This window comes from Bifidobacterium sp. ESL0820, from assembly GCF_052606235.1.
In genome coordinates this window covers 974,338-990,964 of the sequence record NZ_CP199594.1, presented here as the reverse complement: position 1 = coordinate 990,964, position 16,627 = coordinate 974,338, and the positions used below count along the sequence as shown (strand labels likewise).

Genomic DNA, 16,627 nt, shown 5'->3' with positions numbered 1-16,627 from the left:
TGGCATAGGTGCAGACCAGGAGACTTGCGGGCAGGATAATAGCCAGCATCAGGCTCACCAGCAAGGCCGGTCGAGTCGCTATGTTCGAGTGCTGACGAGGCATTAGTATGATCCCCTTCCCCAGGAATCGCAGCCGCATTGTCGATTATCCCCAACATTCGACGAATCAAGCGCCGAAGACAACTTTGGCCACTAATGACACATTAGCATAACCTCTGAGGGTCTAAAACAAACAAAATCAAGGAAACTCCCGTCTACTTTTTGACGATTTAATCGGGTCCGCCGGCTTTTCATCCGTGGCCGACCTTTCGTTCCTTAAGGGGTCATTACGACTTCAGTCAGCGAAGCAGGAAGAATACCAGGAAATAGATATGGATCAATGCAACAGCGAAGAAAGCAAACTCAAGACAGAGTTATGTATGCCAAAAGGGCAGTCTGGGACGAGATTGTCAAGAGTTAGGTAGGGAAGGCAGGAATAGCCACGCGCTTCGACAAGAAAGAGGATTAGCAGATGGATGGGATGGTCGTGCAGTGCAGGCCCCCGGATCTGTCAAAGCTCAATTAGAGCCTGTCCATCCATAACAGTTGGCGATGCAGTTGCCCTGGTTGTCGATAGCCGGCCCGCCGTCCCCCTTTTGCAGCTGCTCCCACAGGTTGGGATAGTCCTGAATGTTGAGGCTTCCTCCCTGATGTGGCGACGACGGAGCCGGAGCTTGCGCAGGCTGATACCTGCCGTGGTTGCCGGACGGGCGGTAGGAAGGCTGACGCTGGGTGGTGTCCTGCTGTTGAGCCGCTTGGGCTGCGGCCTGCTGGTCGGCCTGGCTTTTGGCCTGCATGGAGGCGTTCGCCTGGTCAATGGCTGCATGCAGGGCGCTCGCCGCGTCCTGATAGGCTTTGACCTCATCCCCTTTGACCTGGCCGGCCTTGTCGATGGCCTGTTGCAGGCTGTCGCGGGTCGCATTGTCGGCCACCCTCCCGTCGGAGTCGCCCAGCAGCTTCGATGCTTCATCCTTCTTCCCGTCTAGGGCCGCCTTCGCATCCTCAAGGGCCTTCGCGTCCCGGGAGGCCAACACAGCCTTAGCCGCCTTGGCTACAGCCTCATATTTGCTGTCAAGCTTCTTGGCTTTGCCGGCCTCGGTATTCAGATCACCGGTGGACATGGAGGCCTTGCACTGAATCGTTGGCTGCTTGAGTCCTTCAGCGTTCTTTACGCTGCGCGCCATGGCCAACACGGCGCTCGCGTCCTTGACCTGGCCCGCGTTCACGCCGGCCGCTTCACGGTAGCTGGCCATCCTGGCAGAGCCGGTCTTCTCCTGCAGGGTCTTCACCGCCCGGTTGCAGGAGTCGAGCGCCGCATCATGCTGGCGGGATTCCACCACGCGCCAACCCACGAGGCCGGCCACAACAAGCACCACCGCTGCCACGGCGACAATCACCGGAACCAGCCACTTCGGACGCCGCCTGTCCGACGGAGCATCCTCGTTATCCGGCATGATCGCCGGCGGAGATGCAGTCTCGCTTTCAACCGGGGCGGACACGTTCTTCAGGCCCTCGGCCTCCTCGTCTCCCTGATCTGCCACGACGCACCCCCTTTTTCCCTCAACCTCTGTCTTGTCTTAGGATCGACGGTCAACTGGGCAGGCGCGCATTGCCGCCTCTCATACTTGTGGCGATGCGACGTGTCACCCTTCAGAGCTTGCCCTTGCTGCACGTTCTTCGCTATTGTGGTCCCGTCAAAACAGCGATAACTTTCCCTTGTTGCTGTGCAGTAAATCATCGATGCGCTGACATTCAATACTGTATCAGCAGACCGATTGTGAATCCTCTTACGATACAACATTTGATGTAATTCGATAGGTCGATGATTAAACGAGTATGAAAATTACTACCAGAAAGCGTATGAATGTGCTAAAAGCAGATCATTCCCACATTCACGGCTTCTGCAACAGAAAGAGCTTTTGGAAAGGGAAAATGCCGAAAAGGATGAGAATCAACCTTTCTAACATAATCAGTGTCTCATCGTTCAGACTTTCTGTCTCTGTAAATATGGCTTAGCTTAACTAGTAAAGTGAAGGAATTGTCGCCGATAGAAGTTTGTAGCAGATTGCCGGTCAACGCTTTCATGTCCACATAGGAAAAGCAAGGTTGATTATCGGCTATGGCATCTCGCAGTACAGCGAGTTGCACGCCTAGGTACGAACTGCAGATGGATCCGACCATTAATTTTGCAAATTAGACAATTGCTTACCGCTGTAGTTATGAGAGGTGTGACATCAACGATTACTCGGAACTGTAGTGCGGGTAATAGCGGTGAATCCTGTATTTGGGCAGGCTCGTTTTAGTGCATACATAGCTTTATTAGTGATAGCTCGAGGTCTCTTTTGATATTGCGCGAGTGATAATGAATCAATAGTTATCTTTCAGCCTGGTACATTGCGTGTGATACTCGGCGAAGAAAATCGGAGAAAGGGCTATGAACAATAAGGACCAGCAGTCAGAAGTCGATGAAGCAGGCAAAGAGGCCGGGCTTGAACAGGCCCCACCGGTGGTCGTGCCGGAGGATGGGGATGCCGCTTCAGGCAAGCGACAACCGAAGTGGCTGGTTCCGGTGATTGTCGCAGTAGTTGCAGTGATGGTAGTTGTTGCAGGTCTTTTAGGCTGGCGAGTGGTTGAGAGCCGTCGTCATGAATCGGCGCTTGACTCCTGCAACCGGGTGACGAAGACCCTGCAGGAGAAGACCGGCTCGGCCATGATGGCCAGCTACCGTGAGGCATCCCGAGTGAAGGAGGACCAGGTCAAGGATGCGAAGACCGTGGCGAACATGAGCCGCAACGTGAAGGCAGCTGGCAGGCTCGAGCGGCCAACCTTCCAGTGCAAGGCCTCCATGTCCACCGGTGATCTCAACGCCAAAGCCAGCAAGGCCAAGAAGCTTGACAGTGAATACGCGGCCGTATCTAAGTCGGCTAAGGCAGTAATAGCGTCCCGGAATGCGAAGACCTTGGAGGATGCGAAGGCGACCCTGAATGCGAAAAGGGACGAAGCATCAAAGCTGCTTGGTGACTCCGACGGGAAGGTGGCCGACTCTGCCGTGCGTGACAGCCTGCAGAAGGTTATTGATCAGGTTGGCCAGATAAAAGCGGATACGGCGAAATCCTACTGGGATGCGATGAACGCCTTGCAGTCGGCTATTGACCAGGTAAACGCCTCCGTGCAAGCCAAGAGCCAAGCTGACCAGCTGGCCGCCCAGCAGGCGGCCTCCTCCAATAACAGCGGCCGAAGCGGCTACACGCCCTCATACCGTCCGTCCATCAACACAGGCGGTGGACACGCCCCAGCGTCCACGCAGGCTCCTGTAACACCGTCAGCACCACAAGGAGGCGGCGGTAGCGGGATTAACTGGGATCAATGGGTTCAAGATCATCAGACCCCTAGCCAATGTCATACTGGGGGATCCTGCCCTATTGGCTGACTAATTGGAAAATTGAAGAATGTGTCAGCGGGGTCGGTTGCTTGGTAGGGCTCCTATCCCGCTGAATCTATTTGTGGACGACTAAATTGATTGGCTGTCTCATTTTTAGCGCGAGAATGGAAACATCAACGATAACACCAGGAAAGATCGGCCGCTGGGCCGGTCGGCTTCTGCACCTGGGATCCGGATAGACTGGCAGGGTAGTGGCTGTGGCCACTGCCGGGGCTACGCAGGTGCCGAGCTGCCAGTCTGTTTTTCGCGATAGGAGTTCAAGCATTCTTTGCCGTATTGGCCGGAGAATGCAATATTGTTCGGTTTAGGTGTGAATGTGCCAAGTGTGGATTATTTACGCTTGGCTGGTTCTTCAGAACCTATCTCGTTTTTATCAGAAGCCGTGATCCAGGAAGGCCTAGTCGAAGCAAACTGATCGGTCTATGAATCGGAAAAGACCAAGCGACAAGACGATTCGTTGCTTATGGAGGCACTTATTAATGGGAGTTAGGAGTCCAACGATTGAAGCCGTAATCGACGTGTCGTAACAGCGCGGAAAAGCAATAACCGGAATTATGCGGCTTGCTTTGGCAGGCTTCGAACGTGAGGATCGAGCAATGCAATCATTTTGACACCATCCGGCTGGTTGCATGAGAGCTTGTGCGAGTTGCCCTTTTTAATGTCGATTTGTGCAAATGGGAAGAAATTCTGCCCGTCGCCTGCAGGATAATTCAAGTTCGAAGAAGATCGCTGCATGGATTGCCCATTTACCTTGCATTGCTCGGGTTTTGCCTGCTTAAGGTCGGCCCGCCGTGCAAGTACATACAGGGTTCCTGATTTGTTTGCAGAGATGGTTTTGACGCTGCCATCACCAGAAACGTCGTACTTTGTCAAAGATGAAAAATAATCGGAGACCTGTTCCACTGACGGCTCTGACTGATTCGCCCCCTGGCAGCCGGAAAACAGTGCCACGCTCATCAATACTGCTATCAGGGCAATTATTTGTTTTTTCCAAATAGCCGCAGCCGTCCTTGCTTCGCTATGGAATCGGGCTGGCAATGTCGCCAACTGTTTTATGCGTCCATGGGAATCCCCCTGAGACGCCTCTGCCGGATCAAAGTCCGTCTGTCCAAAAGCCTTTGTCTTCTTCATCAGTTCTCCTTAGGGAGGTGAGGAGGGTTCACGACGTTGTTAGTGAGATTTGTGTTTTACAAGCCAGAAAGCAGTTATTAGCTTATAAGCTTAGCTCTTTATTTAAACTATACAAATATTTACAGATTGGCAACGTCAGAGGTCAAATGCTGGCTGTGTACCCGATTAGTCGTCGCTCTGCCTGCCAATCGTTAGCATCACGTGTGCGGTTCACGCCGTCTTAAGACCTGAGATCACAACAGGAGTGGCGATCCGCTTTTGGAAAAGTTAAAAAACGAACCCTTGTCGCTATGTTTTACCGGTCATCCACCAAGCCGGGAACAGTTGTTAGGGAATTTTCTGAGGCTGACTGCATCTTGAAGTTGCTTGCCCAACTCACTCAATGCTTTCTGCCCTCTGATCATTTCTTGTATCCAGCGATACAAGCTATTGCGCTTAGATACATCTGAATTATCAATATTCAACTTTTGTCTGTCCAATCAAAGGGCTTGTTCTTCTGAGTCCTCTGGTAGTTTCAAGGCGTTTGCGAATCGCTCATCGGCTGCACAAGCACCTCCTCCAGCCAGGGCTCTCAGCAGATCAGGATGATCAATTTTGATGTGAGAGCATGGCACGACTCTTTTCAGTGATTTCGTTATTCTTGTTGGGTTCATATACCGTTTTCCAGGCTGAGCCGTCGCGATGTGAATAGTCTGCATGTTCAAAGGCTGCCAACAGCCCGTACAAGGCGGCATGAAGAATCGATTTGATTGGGATTCTCGGTTGCAGTCGGACAGCTATTCGATTTAGGCCATACTGTTTGCATGCAGCATAAACGTTCGGTTTCACGGGGCCGCATTCTCATGCTTGTATGGGTTCGTCGAATAGCTTATGACCGTGTGTCAGGAGGCCCTCAATCTGTGCGCAATACAGTGGTTTGTTGATTTTCATATTGGACAGATATAGGTGCAACTGACTATAGGTGATGAACAGATGGGCAATAGCAATGCAAGCATATGCCTACCAACCACAGTCACTCCTGATTCCCTATTTCGTTTGTTCCGACTGCTGAACAATGTATGAGCATTGTTCAGGACGTGGACTGAAGGTCACCGTCTCTCAATCGAGTTGTTGCTTACGAGTGCGACGCAGGGCGGCCAGGATCAGCAGAACCTCCAGGGTGCCGATGACCAGTAGCAGGATCAGGGCATGCTGGGAGCCGTTGATGGTGCCCAGCCGTCGATCTGCGACTGCGGCCTGGCCTGCCGCGACGATGGTGGCGGCCAAGCTGCTGCCGACGGCTGCGGCGAACTGCTGGACAGTATTGAAGATGGCGTTGCCGTCGGCCTGCTGCTCCTGATTCAGTCGGTGCAGGCCGTTGGTCATGATGTTGCCGAAACTGAGCCCGATGCCCAGCATGAAGAAAATATAGAGTATCAGGATGGCCACTGCTGTCAGCTGACGTGCCGTCAGGGCAAATCCCAGGAGGCCGATCAGGGCGACACAGCTGCCGCTGATGATGGGAATGCGTGGGCCCAGCTGATCATAGAGTCAGCCTGAGAGCGGGGCCAGGACGGCTCCGATCGCCGCGCCCGGCAGCACCACCAGACCGGCCTGCTGGGAGGTGCAGCCATCGACCAATTGCAGGTGGTTGGGCAGGATGAATGAGAGGGCCAGGGCGCTGATCTCGAAGAGGATGTAGGCGCCGACATGCAGGGAGAAGCGGCTGTCGGTGAACAGGCGCACGTCGATGATCGGTTGGGTCTGACGCCAGGCGCGAAGGGTGAACACTGCCAGGGTGATGAGCCCCAGGGTCAACGCCCCGATGATTCTGCGGGGGATTGCTGTGCTTGGTGCTTGGGTTGCGCTCATGAGCGAGGCTCCTTCCCGGCCTGGGAGGAATCATCAGAATTCAGCGTGACGAAATAAGCCAGCACGCGGTCGAAGGCAGCCAGATCGCGTTGGTTAAACCGACGCTCCATGGCTATTTGCTGGTCATTGATATAGCCCGAACTGCTGTCTGCAGGCCTCGGGCCTTGGCAGTGAGAGCAATGATGCGTTGATGGCCGTCCCTGGGGTCCCATTTGACGGCAACCAGTCCGCTGGCCTCCATGCACTGCAGGATTTTAGTCGTTGTGGACGGGCGGATGTCGAATTCCATCTCGATGTCCCGTTGGGTGCGGTTCTGGGACTCGCCCAGAAAGTCGATGATGGACATCTGGGTGCCGGTCAGTCCATACTGGCCCGCGTAGGCATCCATGGATCGCGAGATGAGGTTGGCTGCCCGTTTGATGCGCTTGCCTTAGTCTTCCTTCAACGGCTCTCCTCGATCAGATAGTTAGCTACCTAATGAATAGTCTCTCGGGTATAGAAAAGCGTGCATGTCGGGTTGTTGAAGGTGGCAATGAGGTCTTTGGGCTGTTCTGCAGGCGTTGCCGCAAGCGGCTAGGCACCAGTGATCTGACATTTACTTGGGCCAAGGCAATGATGCTGAATCGGGATGGTTTAGGGGAGGGGGTCGCTGACCTTACCCTGATTATTCCTGACGCCGGCTGATGTCGCTGACCGATCCGCGCTGGATCAACTTCGCCGGAATAAGCGTCTTGGTGTTTGTAGGAACGTATTCTCCCTCGCACTGAAGCTTGACTTTGGCGAAGGCCTCGCGCCCGATGGTTTCGAAGTCCATGCGCATGGTGGTCAGGCTCAATCTGGGGACTGTCCCGGTCAGAGAATCGTCGACACCGATCACGCTGACATCCCCAGGTACTCTTTTGCCGGAATCCTTGAGGCCTTCAATGGCCCCATAAGCCATCTGGTCGTTGGCTGCATAGATGGCTGTGCAATCAGCTTCATGCGCCAAGGCTCGCCCTGCCTCATATCCGCTGTCTGCTTCCCAGTCGCCTATATAGGTCGGCGGCACTGGGATGCTATGAGCCTGAAGGACGTCTCTCCAGCCCTTGGCCCGGCTTTCCGCAGCCCGTGAAGTCGAGGGGCCTGAGATGTGGTAAACAGTGCGGTGGCCTTTTTTGAGCAGATATTCGACAGCCGAAGTCGAGCATCCGTATTGGTCGGCGTCGATAGTGGGGCAATGAGCGGAAGGCTTCTCGGTGATGAGGACCACAGGTAGCTCCTTGCTGGGTCTAAATCGATCGAAATCGACGACCCTTTGTTCAAGTACCACGATAACGCCGTCGACAGGCAACTGCTTCATCTGCTCTACGATGTCCGCCAAGGTAATGTCCGATGAGTGGTTGACTACGTGGACGGTTGCCGCATATCCGAATTCTGATGCGGCTTCCACAGCGCCGTCCAGGATGCGCGCATTGCCAAATGTGGTGATGTTGAACAGGACGATGCCAATATTGTTGAACCGGCCGTGTTTCAATGCCCTGGCGGCATAATTCGGTCGATAGCCCAAGGCTTCCATGGCGTTCAGCACTTTTTGCTTGGTGTGGGGGCGCACAGCTGTGCTGTCATTGACGACTCGCGACACCGTTTGCGGCGATACCTCGGCAAACCGTGCGACGTCTTGTATCGATACCTGTTTCTTCCGTCCCATGCCCACCTGATCCAGCTCATGGGAGCTTGCCGTCCTTAGCGTCGGTTGCTCCTTGGTGGCAGACAATATGTTTGCGACACCATTTTTATAAACACCAGTATATCAGAGATTAAGAGAATACAGGATTCTCTGATTCATGCTATTATGGTAACGAAAACATCCGGTGAACGTCCATTGCTGTTCGATATGGTCGGAGCTTGATTGTTTGTGTTGTTGCAGAGCTTCGAGGGAGAAGGTCAAATATGGCTGCTGTTACTAGCGGCGCTGCTGCCCAATCGAGTAGTGCGCCCCGGGGCCACATGGGTTCTCGTTGGCGTGGTTGGTTGTTTATGGGGCCGTTTGCTGTGGTGTTTGTGGTGGTGTTTGTGGTGCCGGTGTTGTATGCGGTGTGGATTTCCTTGTTTCAGCATCGGATGGTCGGGGGGACGGTGTTTGTGGGGTTGGCGAATTATCGTCGTCTGCTGGCTGATGGGCAGTTCTGGTCGTCGGTGCGCCGGGTGGTGGTGTTCACGGTGGTGCAGGTGCCGGTCATGCTGTGCCTGTCGGCGTTGATGGCCCTGGCGTTGGATTCGCTGCGTCTGCATGGGATGCGGTTCTTCCGTATTTCGACGTTTCTGCCGTATGCGGTGCCGGCGGTGGTGTCGGCTTTGGTGTGGGGGTTCATGTATGGGGCGAAGTATGGTCTGGTGGGCTCGTTGAACGCGTGGCTGGGCACGCATGTGGACGTGTTGCAGCCGTCGGTGCTGCTGGCGGCGATCGGGAACATCAATACGTGGGAGTTCACGGGGTATAACATGCTGATCTTCTATTCGTCGCTGTCGACGGTGCCGCGCTCCTTGTACGAGGCGGCGGCGATCGACGGGGCGGGCGAGTGGCAGGTGGTGCGCCGGGTGAAGCTGCCGGAGCTGCGGGGTTCGCTGGCGATCACGGTGATTTTCAGCATCATCGGCTCGTTCCAGCTGTTCAATGAGCCGAGCGTGATGCAGAACATGGTGCCGGGCAATGCGATCACGACGTATTACACGCCGAACATGTATGCGTATAATCTGAGTTTTTCGGGCAATCAGTCCAATTATGCGGCTGCGCTGGCCATTGTGATGGCGGCGCTGACGATGCTGGTGGCGTATGCGGTGCAGCTGCGGAGCATGAGGGAGCAGATGCGATGAGCGTGCTGGATGCTGAGGGCCGCCGGGTGCGGGCGGCGGAGCGTGCGCGGGCGCGCCGGGTGGCGTCGGACGAGCGGGCTGAGCGGCGTCGTGCGGCGTCGAGCGGGTTCTCGAACCCGTCGAATCCGCGCCGGTCGGTGTGGCTGACGCTGGCGTGCGGCGTGTTCGCCGTGTACTGCCTGTTCCCGTTCGCCTACCTGCTGGTGAACGCGACGAAGACGCAGGCGGATTTCACGAGCACGTTCGGCCTGGGGCCGGGCCGTTCGTTCGCCTTGTGGGACAACATCCGGGAGGTGTTCTCCTACCAGGACGGGATCTTCGCCCGCTGGCTGGCGAACACGCTCATGTACGTGGCGGTGGGCGCGGGCGGCGCCACGCTGCTGGCGGTGATGGGCGGGTACGCGCTGGCCAAGTTCCGGTTCCCGGGCCGCAAGGCGGTGTTCGCGGTGGTGCTGGGCGCGATCAGCGTGCCGGGCATCGCCCTGGCGGTGCCGCAGTTCCTGCTGTTCGCGAAGCTGGGGCTGACCAACACGCCCTGGGCCATGATCGTCCCCAGCCTGATCAGCCCCTTCGGCCTGTACCTGATGTGGATCTTCTCGGACCAGGCCGTGCCCGGCGAGCTGTTGGAGGCGGCGCGCGTGGACGGCGCCTCGGAGTGGCGCACCTTCCGCACGATCAGCCTGCCCCTGCTGGCGCCGGGGATCGTGACCTGCGCCCTGTTCACGATCGTGGCGACCTGGAACAACTACTTCCTGCCCCTGATCATGCTCAAGGACGCGGACTGGTACCCGCTGACCATCGGATTGAACCAGTGGAAGGACCAGGCCAGCACCGCGGGCGGGCAGGCCATCCAGAACCTGGTCATCACCGGCAGCCTGGTCACCATCATCCCCCTGGTCATCGCCTTCCTCCTCCTGCAGAAATACTGGCAGTCCGGCCTCGCCGCAGGAGCCGTCAAAGAATAAGAAAAGAAACTAAAACCGTCCTACAGGCCTTGAGCCGTAGGACCGCGAAAAGATATCAGTAGTCATGTGTTGTTGCCAAGGACAACAGAAAAGGAGATAGGGACAATGAGGTTCGAAAAGATGACGAAGGTCATAGCCCTGACAGGTGCTGTAGCCATGGCGTTCGGACTCGCCGGCTGCGGCGGATCCGGCAGCGGCTCCTCTGCGTCGGGCAAAGACGGGAAGACCGAAATCTTGGTCTGGTCATGGGATTCGACTCTTCCTCGGACAGTCAAGGGATTCGAAGCCAAGAATCCCGACATCAAGGTGAAGGTCACCAATGTCGGCACCAACAAAAAAGAGTACACGGCCTTGAACAATGCCCTGTCCGCCAACAAGGGCGCCCCTGACCTTGCACAGATCGAGTATTATGCTCTGCCCGAATATGCCACTCAGGACAAGCTGCAGGATCTGTCTGACATGGGCGCCTCCGGGTACAAGAGCTTCTACACGCCGGGCACTTGGGATTCAGTGAATTTGAATGGCGGCGTCTACGCGCTGCCTATGGATTCCGGGCCCATGGCTCTGTTCTACAACAAGGAAGTGTTCGACAAGGCCGGAGTGACCGAAGTGCCCACGACCTGGGATGAGTATTACGAGGCAGCCAAGAAGATCAAGGCCGTCGGTTCCTACATCACTTCGGACTCAGGCGATGCAGGGTTCTTCGATTCCATGACCTGGCAGGCCGGCGCCAAGCCCTTTGCCACCAGCAAGGACGGCAAGACCGTCACCATCAATCTGACGGGTGACCCCAAAGTCAAGCAGTGGGACGACTACTGGCAGAAGATGATCAACGAGGACTTGATCAACACGAAGATTCCTGGATGGTCGGACGACTGGAACAAGGGCCTCAACGACGGATCAATCGCCTCCTTGCTCACCGGCGCCTGGATGCCATACAACCTGCTGTCCGGTGCCCCTGATGCCTCCGGCAAGTGGCGTGTGGCGCAGATGCCGACTTGGGAAAAGGGCGGGACTGAGAATTCCGAGAACGGCGGGTCTTCCCTGGCTATGATCAAGACCAAGGACGATTCCAAGAGCAAGGCCGCGTACAAGTTCCTGGAGTACGCTTGCCACAACGCGCAGGGCATCAAGACCCGTGTCGATGGCGGCGCTTTCCCGGCTGACAACAACACGCTGAAGTCCAACGAGTTCCTGTCAATGACCAGCTTGAAGGATGCCGACGGCAAGGACAACGCCTACTTTGGTGGCCAGAAGTTCAACGAGGTTCTGTCGCAGGCCGCCAAGAACGTTCTGCCTGGTTATAAGTTCCTGCCCTTTGAGGTCTATGCTCGCGGGATCTATGGCGACAAGATGACCGCTTTCACTTCCAAGTCGGCCACGCTGGATCAGGGGATCGCCGCCTGGCAGAAGGATCTGCAGAACTACGCCAAGCAGCAGGGCTACACGGTGAAAAAGTAGCAAGCCAGGCTCTGCAGAGTAGTTCTATAATGAATGGTCGGCCAGGGAGAGATGGTCTTTCCCTGGCCGACTCTTGCATACGTATCGTGGTGTAGGCCTGCAGTATTCAATTTACACTGATGGCAGTGAGAATCAGATTGAAGACTGTGGCTCCATCTTTGCCTTTATGTACCGATGAGCAATACGAGGGTGTTCTTCGATAACCGTAACTGGCGTGTGCGGTGACACAACTTATTGTGTAAAGCTCTTTTCGATCGATGTCGCCGAAGAGGTCAATGCTAAATCAGCTGTAAGCAACTCACGGCCTGCCTGTTGGTCGGAAGCCAGGTGAAAACAGCCGACGCAAAGCATGGCTGACATGAGAGAATAAGCAGCACATGAACGGAAGGAAACGCACATGAGCGGGCATGGATCACTGAGCACCAAACAACTTGCAGGGCTTCTGTACTCCATGGGCCGCACCTTTGATGGGTTGCAGTCGACCTTCATGGCTACCGAGGAGTTCCTGCGCACGGGCAACCCTCGTGTCGTCAATTCCAAGGCTGACTACAACCTTCTGCTTGACCTGCGACAGGCCGCAGAGTACACCCTGCACTACGACTATGCACGCAAGCCGATCGATCTGGAGTACGTGAAGTCCATCAACGCACAGCTGACAAGGACTGCCGCCATGGAACCCGGCAAGCTGCGCGACGAACGCACCCCTGTCATGGTCAATACCCCTTTGGGGAAGTATGAGCCGCCCGTGCCTGATTCCGCCACCCTTGCATACCTGATAAGAGGCACTGTTGAGGGAGCAACTGGAGAAGACATCCTGGAGGATGCGGTGCGCCTTTTCGCTGGCTTAGCCAAGATGCAGCCATTCGGTGACGGCAATAAGAGGACCGCGTTGCTCGCCGGCAATGGGCTGCTGATCGCGCACGGCGACCAATATCCGCTGACCGTGCCTACCATTGATAAGGACAGGACCTGGTTCAACCGGGAGCTGGCTGCTTATTATCTCAACAATGATCAAACGATCATTCATCATTTGGCCAGGTGGAACAGGCAGCAGGCACTGCTGGCCGAGCAGAGAGATAACGGGGATGAAATGCCGTTCTCCGCCCCTGAGCAGACTCACGGAATGCAGATGGACAGCCCCACTCTATAGCCTCTTCTTCTTCCGGCTTGGGACGGTCAAACAAGCACAGCAATCAATACATAGTGTAAGTCAGCCCGGGCCTGATTGGCTGCTCTGATTTCAATGGTCTGCCCGGCACCTGTGTCAGCCGAACCGCGTATAAGTCTGACTAACAGTACCGACACCTCGTCCAGGAGGGGCAACCCATGCCAATGTACATGTAGGGATGCAGTGGATACAGGTTAGCGGGGAATACTTGAGGCGACGCGTCAGAATACAAAAGTCATTGGGCTGGAAAATGAATGCGGGGAGCAAAGCCAGGTATTTCTTTATGCCTGAACTTTCAGGGTGCCCCGGATGCGATTCGAACGCACGACACCTTCTTTAGGAGAGAAGTGCTCTATCCCCTGAGCTACCGGGGCAACGGAAACTACTGTACCACGAAGTGCGACTCGGGCAGGTCGCTGATGTGCAGGCTAGGACCGTGTGCCTCCTGGAGAAAGTTAGCCTCCTATCCCGGTCCGCCATACGTCATGGTTTACAATTGCTCAACGGTCAAGCTGACTGTGTATCCCTTGGGAGGAGACCATGGCGAAATTCAGACAGTCCTTCCTAGTGAAGCATGTCTTTGGGTGGACGGCCAGACTGCTGGCGTTGGTCAGCTTGCTGACCCTAGCGGCGCGTGCCTGCCCGGCATGGCTGTCAGCAATACCCTACCTGCCTGATCTGGCCGCTCTTACGCCCTGGTTTATCCTCTTGAGTCTGCTGGCCCTGGTCTTGGCTCTGATGGCTTCACGATGGTTCACGGCTTTGATGCTTATCGCCGCCTTGGCACTGAATGTCTACTGGCAGTACCCTTTCTACCAGCAGGGATCCGAGCTCAATGGGCAAGCTGATCAGCTCATGGCCCTTGAGCATCCTGACCGGTATGACAATGTGGCCCGGGTCATGACCCTGAACGTCTACAAGGGTCAGGCTGATGCCAATCAGGTGGTCAAGACTGTCAGCGACAACCGGGTCGAGGTGCTGGCTCTGCAGGAGGTCAGCAAGGATTTTGTGGACCGTCTGCACAAGGCCGGCATCGACCGCTATCTGCCCCACGAGCAGCTTTCCACATCTTCGAAGGAATACGCCAACGGGCTTTGGACGGCCGCGCCAATGCAGTCACCTTCAAAGGACGACGTAGGTTCCCGCTCTTCCATGATGCCAGCGGCCAGCATCGACTTCGGCAGGGGCAGGACCAGTGTCAGATTCGTCTCGGTCCATACCACCTCGCCGCAACCGGGCAGTTGGAATGCCTGGCGACGCAGCGTGTCCGACCTGGGAAAACTGCGGAAGCATGAGCACACGCGATACGTGCTTTTGGGGGACTTCAACGCCACTTACGATCATGCAGTTTTCCGAGACATGCTGGGGGAGCGGTTCAGTGATGGAGCACGTCAGGCCGGGCATGGCATGAGCATGACCTGGCCAGCCAACCGAGCTCCATTGCCCAGGTTGGTGGCCATCGATCATGTGGTGGTGGATCGGGGCATCAGGGCCAATCGGTTGCAGGCCATACCTATCGAGGGTTCGGATCATGCGGCCCTGCTGGCCACGGTAATGGTGGAGTAGTGGCTTTTCAGGCATCCAAGTTTGACTGGGTGCCAGCCTGTGCCCCGGCGCTGGCCTGCTCCTGCTGGGCGGCATCGAGCTTGGCCCGCACCTGGCCCAGTAGCTCCTGAGCACGCTTGGCCAAAGCCTCGCCGATCTCCCACTGACGCATGGAGGCATCTAGATCCAGGCCGCCGGCCTCCAGCGCCTGAACCGCCTGGATCAGCTGGTCCCGGGCCTGCTCATAGGGCAGTTTGGCGATGGTTTCGCGTTCCTTCTGGCTCAGGGCCGAAGCCAGTACCGGCTGTTCCTTGCCCTGCTCCTCATCGGTGTCGCTCATTTATGCTCCTCTTCTTATATAGTGCGTTATCAAATTCCTGATGATTATATGTAGCTGACCACGTGGGATCGGTCACTGCCCGCTGACGACCCTGGTCTCGATCCTGCCCTCTTTGACGGTCAAGGTCAGATCCTGATCGGTCTGAACCTGCTGTGGGCTGACGACCACCTTCCCGTCCAGAGTCTGCACGACTGCGTATCCGCGGTCCAGCGTGGACTGGGGAGAGAGGGCGGTCAGCGAGGACTGGAGCTTCTCCACGGTCAGGGAGGCGTCGTCCACGATCCGTCGCAGGGCGATGTCCAGGCGGACCAGCGACTCGTCAACCAGCCGTTGGGGCTTGTCCAGCATGGTCTGCGGCTTGGTCAGGCTGGGGCGGTTGGCGTATCCCTCAATCAGCCGTGTCTCGCCCTCGACCATATTTTGGATGCGCGCGTTTATGCGCATCCGGGCCTCTTGGACGATGCCCTCCTGCTCGACCAGGTCGGGCACCACCCGCTTGGCGGCGTCAGTGGGGGTGGAGGCACGCAGATCTGCGGCCAGGTCAATCAAGGTCCAGTCGTCCTCGTGGCCGATGGCCGAGACGATGGGAGTGAGACAGGCTGCCGTGGCGCGGACCACGGACTCGTCCGAGAAGCCCAGCAGATCCTCGAAGCTGCCGCCGCCCCTGGCCACGATGATCACATCCACAGCCGGATCAGCATCCAGCTTCTGGATGGCTTCGACCACTTCGGGCGGGCACTGGGGGCCCTGGACGTGGGCGTGCACCACGGAGAATTCGATGGTGGGCCAACGCAGGCGGGCGTTGGTGATCACATCCCCCTCGGCTCTGGCCTTGGGCGCGCAGATCAGGCCGATGCGCCGGGGGAATTCGGGCAGGGGAACCTTGTTTTCCGCATCGAAGAGGCCCTCGCCCTTGAGTTTGCGCCTGAGCTGGTCAATCTGCTCCTTCAGGTCACCGGTGCCTACGCGCTTGATCCTGTCGGCCATAAAGCTCAGACGGGTCTGTTTGATCCACAGGTCAGGCCGCCCATGCACTACCACCCGGTCGCCCTGACGAAATTCCCTGGCCTGGGTGGCGAAGGCCCGGAAGCCCATGACGTTGATGGAGATGTCCTCGAAGTTGTCACGCAGGGTCAGATATGCCGAGCCGCTACGGCGGGTGTTGATCTCCACGATCTGACCCTCCACCCAGGCTCCGGGCCAGCGGGCCACGGCATCGTGGTACTTCTGGCTGAGCACGCTGACCGGCCAGGGATCCTCCTCGGTGGTGTCACGTGCCAGGCGGGGCAGCTGATCCAATGGTTTGGGAGCCAGTCCTGACGGTGCTGGGCCAGCCGGCGCACCCATCGACCCGCGCATGTTCGAACCCATGTATGCTCGCACCTGATACCTCCTGACCATCGGTTCCGCCAGTCTGACCAACCTATCTGGCAACGGCCTGTACAGGATGGCATGCGGGCTGGTCGGTGAAGGAAACGTTCTCTCAGGGTCTCTCAATACGGGGACAATTCCCTATTCCCTGTAAGTCCTTCGCAGGCCTGCTGACGACTGCTCCTGAGCCGATTTCGCCAAGGGCACAGCGGCTTTTCTTCCATTTGCGGGCAGGCTGTCATTGAGGCGAAAGCGTGGAGGACGAGGGTTGCAACCAACGCCTTGATGCACCTGTCCCAGTCTGTGGCTTGCCTGTATCGGTGGCGGTTCTGCTGGCGGCTGTGTCAAAGGAGACAGTCTTGATTCCTTGATATTGCAAAAGTTATTCACGCTCTGGCGGTAGCATAAATAGGGTAAGCCGGATATGATGTGGTGTCTGCTTTTTGGACCCATCATGCGGC

The 16,627-nt window shown here is 56.7% G+C and carries 14 protein-coding genes and 1 tRNA gene; 6 read left to right on the top strand and 9 right to left on the bottom strand.

Annotated elements, in window-relative coordinates; translation table 11 throughout:
• Positions 1–557 precede the first annotated feature (557 nt).
• Positions 558–1,580, bottom strand: coding sequence for a hypothetical protein (locus ACUIAH_RS04145; protein WP_445341486.1), 1,023 nt, complete (start codon positions 1,578–1,580; stop codon positions 558–560).
• An 893-nt stretch (positions 1,581–2,473) separates the two neighbouring features.
• On the opposite strand from ACUIAH_RS04145, the gene ACUIAH_RS04140 reads away from it, so the two are divergent.
• Positions 2,474–3,469: a hypothetical protein gene (locus tag ACUIAH_RS04140; RefSeq protein WP_445341485.1), complete on the top strand. Its 996-nt coding sequence runs from the start codon at positions 2,474–2,476 to the stop codon at positions 3,467–3,469.
• Between the two features lie 564 nt (positions 3,470–4,033).
• Here the strand turns inward: ACUIAH_RS04140 and ACUIAH_RS04135 are convergent.
• From ACUIAH_RS04135 to ACUIAH_RS04115, 5 genes are all read right to left on the bottom strand, one after another.
• A complete protein-coding gene (locus ACUIAH_RS04135) occupies positions 4,034–4,612 on the bottom strand; it encodes a hypothetical protein (protein WP_445341484.1) in 579 nt (192 codons plus the stop codon).
• 1,098 nt (positions 4,613–5,710) lie between these two features.
• The gene (locus tag ACUIAH_RS04130) at positions 5,711–6,130 is read right to left on the bottom strand and encodes a hypothetical protein (protein ID WP_445341549.1); all 420 of its coding nucleotides are present in this window, start codon (positions 6,128–6,130) and stop codon (positions 5,711–5,713) included.
• Between the two features lie 12 nt (positions 6,131–6,142).
• Positions 6,143–6,463, bottom strand: coding sequence for a hypothetical protein (locus ACUIAH_RS04125; RefSeq protein ID WP_445341483.1), 321 nt, complete (start codon positions 6,461–6,463; stop codon positions 6,143–6,145).
• A gap of 112 nt (positions 6,464–6,575) precedes the next feature.
• Positions 6,576–6,851: a MarR family winged helix-turn-helix transcriptional regulator gene (locus ACUIAH_RS04120; protein ID WP_445341482.1), complete on the bottom strand. Its 276-nt coding sequence runs from the start codon at positions 6,849–6,851 to the stop codon at positions 6,576–6,578.
• Between the two features lie 276 nt (positions 6,852–7,127).
• A complete protein-coding gene (locus ACUIAH_RS04115; RefSeq protein ID WP_445341481.1) occupies positions 7,128–8,150 on the bottom strand; it encodes a LacI family DNA-binding transcriptional regulator in 1,023 nt (340 codons plus the stop codon).
• A 299-nt stretch (positions 8,151–8,449) separates the two neighbouring features.
• On the opposite strand from ACUIAH_RS04115, the gene ACUIAH_RS04110 reads away from it, so the two are divergent.
• The 4 genes from ACUIAH_RS04110 to ACUIAH_RS04095 all read left to right on the top strand — a co-directional run bounded on the left by ACUIAH_RS04110 (position 8,450) and on the right by ACUIAH_RS04095 (position 12,892).
• A complete protein-coding gene (locus ACUIAH_RS04110; protein WP_445341548.1) occupies positions 8,450–9,316 on the top strand; it encodes a carbohydrate ABC transporter permease in 867 nt (288 codons plus the stop codon).
• Positions 9,313–10,281, top strand: a complete 969-nt coding sequence (locus tag ACUIAH_RS04105) for a carbohydrate ABC transporter permease (protein WP_445341480.1) — start codon at positions 9,313–9,315, stop codon at positions 10,279–10,281. Before ACUIAH_RS04110 ends, ACUIAH_RS04105 begins: the two co-directional genes overlap by 4 nt.
• 105 nt (positions 10,282–10,386) lie before the next feature.
• Entirely contained in the window at positions 10,387–11,742 is a 1,356-nt protein-coding gene (locus ACUIAH_RS04100; RefSeq protein WP_045924046.1) for an ABC transporter substrate-binding protein, read from the top strand.
• Between the two features lie 397 nt (positions 11,743–12,139).
• Positions 12,140–12,892 (top strand): Fic family protein, encoded by a 753-nt coding sequence (locus ACUIAH_RS04095; protein ID WP_445341479.1) that lies wholly within the window; start codon positions 12,140–12,142, stop codon positions 12,890–12,892.
• Between the two features lie 319 nt (positions 12,893–13,211).
• Here the strand turns inward: ACUIAH_RS04095 and ACUIAH_RS04090 are convergent.
• A tRNA-Arg gene (locus ACUIAH_RS04090) sits at positions 13,212–13,284 on the bottom strand.
• Positions 13,285–13,450: 166 nt separating this feature from the next.
• Here ACUIAH_RS04090 and ACUIAH_RS04085 point away from each other — a divergent pair.
• Positions 13,451–14,476, top strand: a complete 1,026-nt coding sequence (locus ACUIAH_RS04085) for an endonuclease/exonuclease/phosphatase family protein (RefSeq protein WP_445341478.1) — start codon at positions 13,451–13,453, stop codon at positions 14,474–14,476.
• A 7-nt stretch (positions 14,477–14,483) separates the two neighbouring features.
• On the opposite strand, the gene ACUIAH_RS04080 is transcribed toward ACUIAH_RS04085, so the two are convergent.
• Together ACUIAH_RS04080 and xseA are read right to left on the bottom strand one after the other, a co-directional pair.
• Entirely contained in the window at positions 14,484–14,795 is a 312-nt protein-coding gene (locus ACUIAH_RS04080; RefSeq protein WP_045924047.1) for an exodeoxyribonuclease VII small subunit, read from the bottom strand.
• Positions 14,796–14,867: 72 nt separating this feature from the next.
• Positions 14,868–16,142 carry an exodeoxyribonuclease VII large subunit gene (xseA, locus tag ACUIAH_RS04075; RefSeq protein WP_445341547.1) on the bottom strand — a complete coding sequence of 425 codons (1,275 nt, stop codon included), beginning with the start codon at positions 16,140–16,142 and terminating at the stop codon, positions 14,868–14,870.
• Between the last annotated feature and the right edge of the window lie 485 nt (positions 16,143–16,627).

Bases quoted from the DNA above. Each gene is read 5' to 3' on its own strand.
- ACUIAH_RS04140 (WP_445341485.1), top strand. From the start codon at position 2,474: ATGAACAATAAGGACCAGCAGTCAGAAGTCGATGAAGCAGGCAAAGAG.
- ACUIAH_RS04135 (WP_445341484.1), bottom strand. From the start codon at position 4,612: ATGAAGAAGACAAAGGCTTTTGGACAGACGGACTTTGATCCGGCAGAG.
- ACUIAH_RS04125 (WP_445341483.1), bottom strand. From the start codon at position 6,463: ATGAGCGCAACCCAAGCACCAAGCACAGCAATCCCCCGCAGAATCATC.
- ACUIAH_RS04120 (WP_445341482.1), bottom strand. From the start codon at position 6,851: ATGGATGCCTACGCGGGCCAGTATGGACTGACCGGCACCCAGATGTCC.
- ACUIAH_RS04115 (WP_445341481.1), bottom strand. From the start codon at position 8,150: ATGGGACGGAAGAAACAGGTATCGATACAAGACGTCGCACGGTTTGCC.
- ACUIAH_RS04110 (WP_445341548.1), top strand. From the start codon at position 8,450: ATGGGTTCTCGTTGGCGTGGTTGGTTGTTTATGGGGCCGTTTGCTGTG.
- ACUIAH_RS04105 (WP_445341480.1), top strand. From the start codon at position 9,313: ATGAGCGTGCTGGATGCTGAGGGCCGCCGGGTGCGGGCGGCGGAGCGT.
- ACUIAH_RS04100 (WP_045924046.1), top strand. From the start codon at position 10,387: ATGAGGTTCGAAAAGATGACGAAGGTCATAGCCCTGACAGGTGCTGTA.
- ACUIAH_RS04095 (WP_445341479.1), top strand. From the start codon at position 12,140: ATGAGCGGGCATGGATCACTGAGCACCAAACAACTTGCAGGGCTTCTG.
- ACUIAH_RS04085 (WP_445341478.1), top strand. From the start codon at position 13,451: ATGGCGAAATTCAGACAGTCCTTCCTAGTGAAGCATGTCTTTGGGTGG.
- ACUIAH_RS04080 (WP_045924047.1), bottom strand. From the start codon at position 14,795: ATGAGCGACACCGATGAGGAGCAGGGCAAGGAACAGCCGGTACTGGCT.
- xseA (WP_445341547.1), bottom strand. From the start codon at position 16,142: ATGGGTGCGCCGGCTGGCCCAGCACCGTCAGGACTGGCTCCCAAACCA.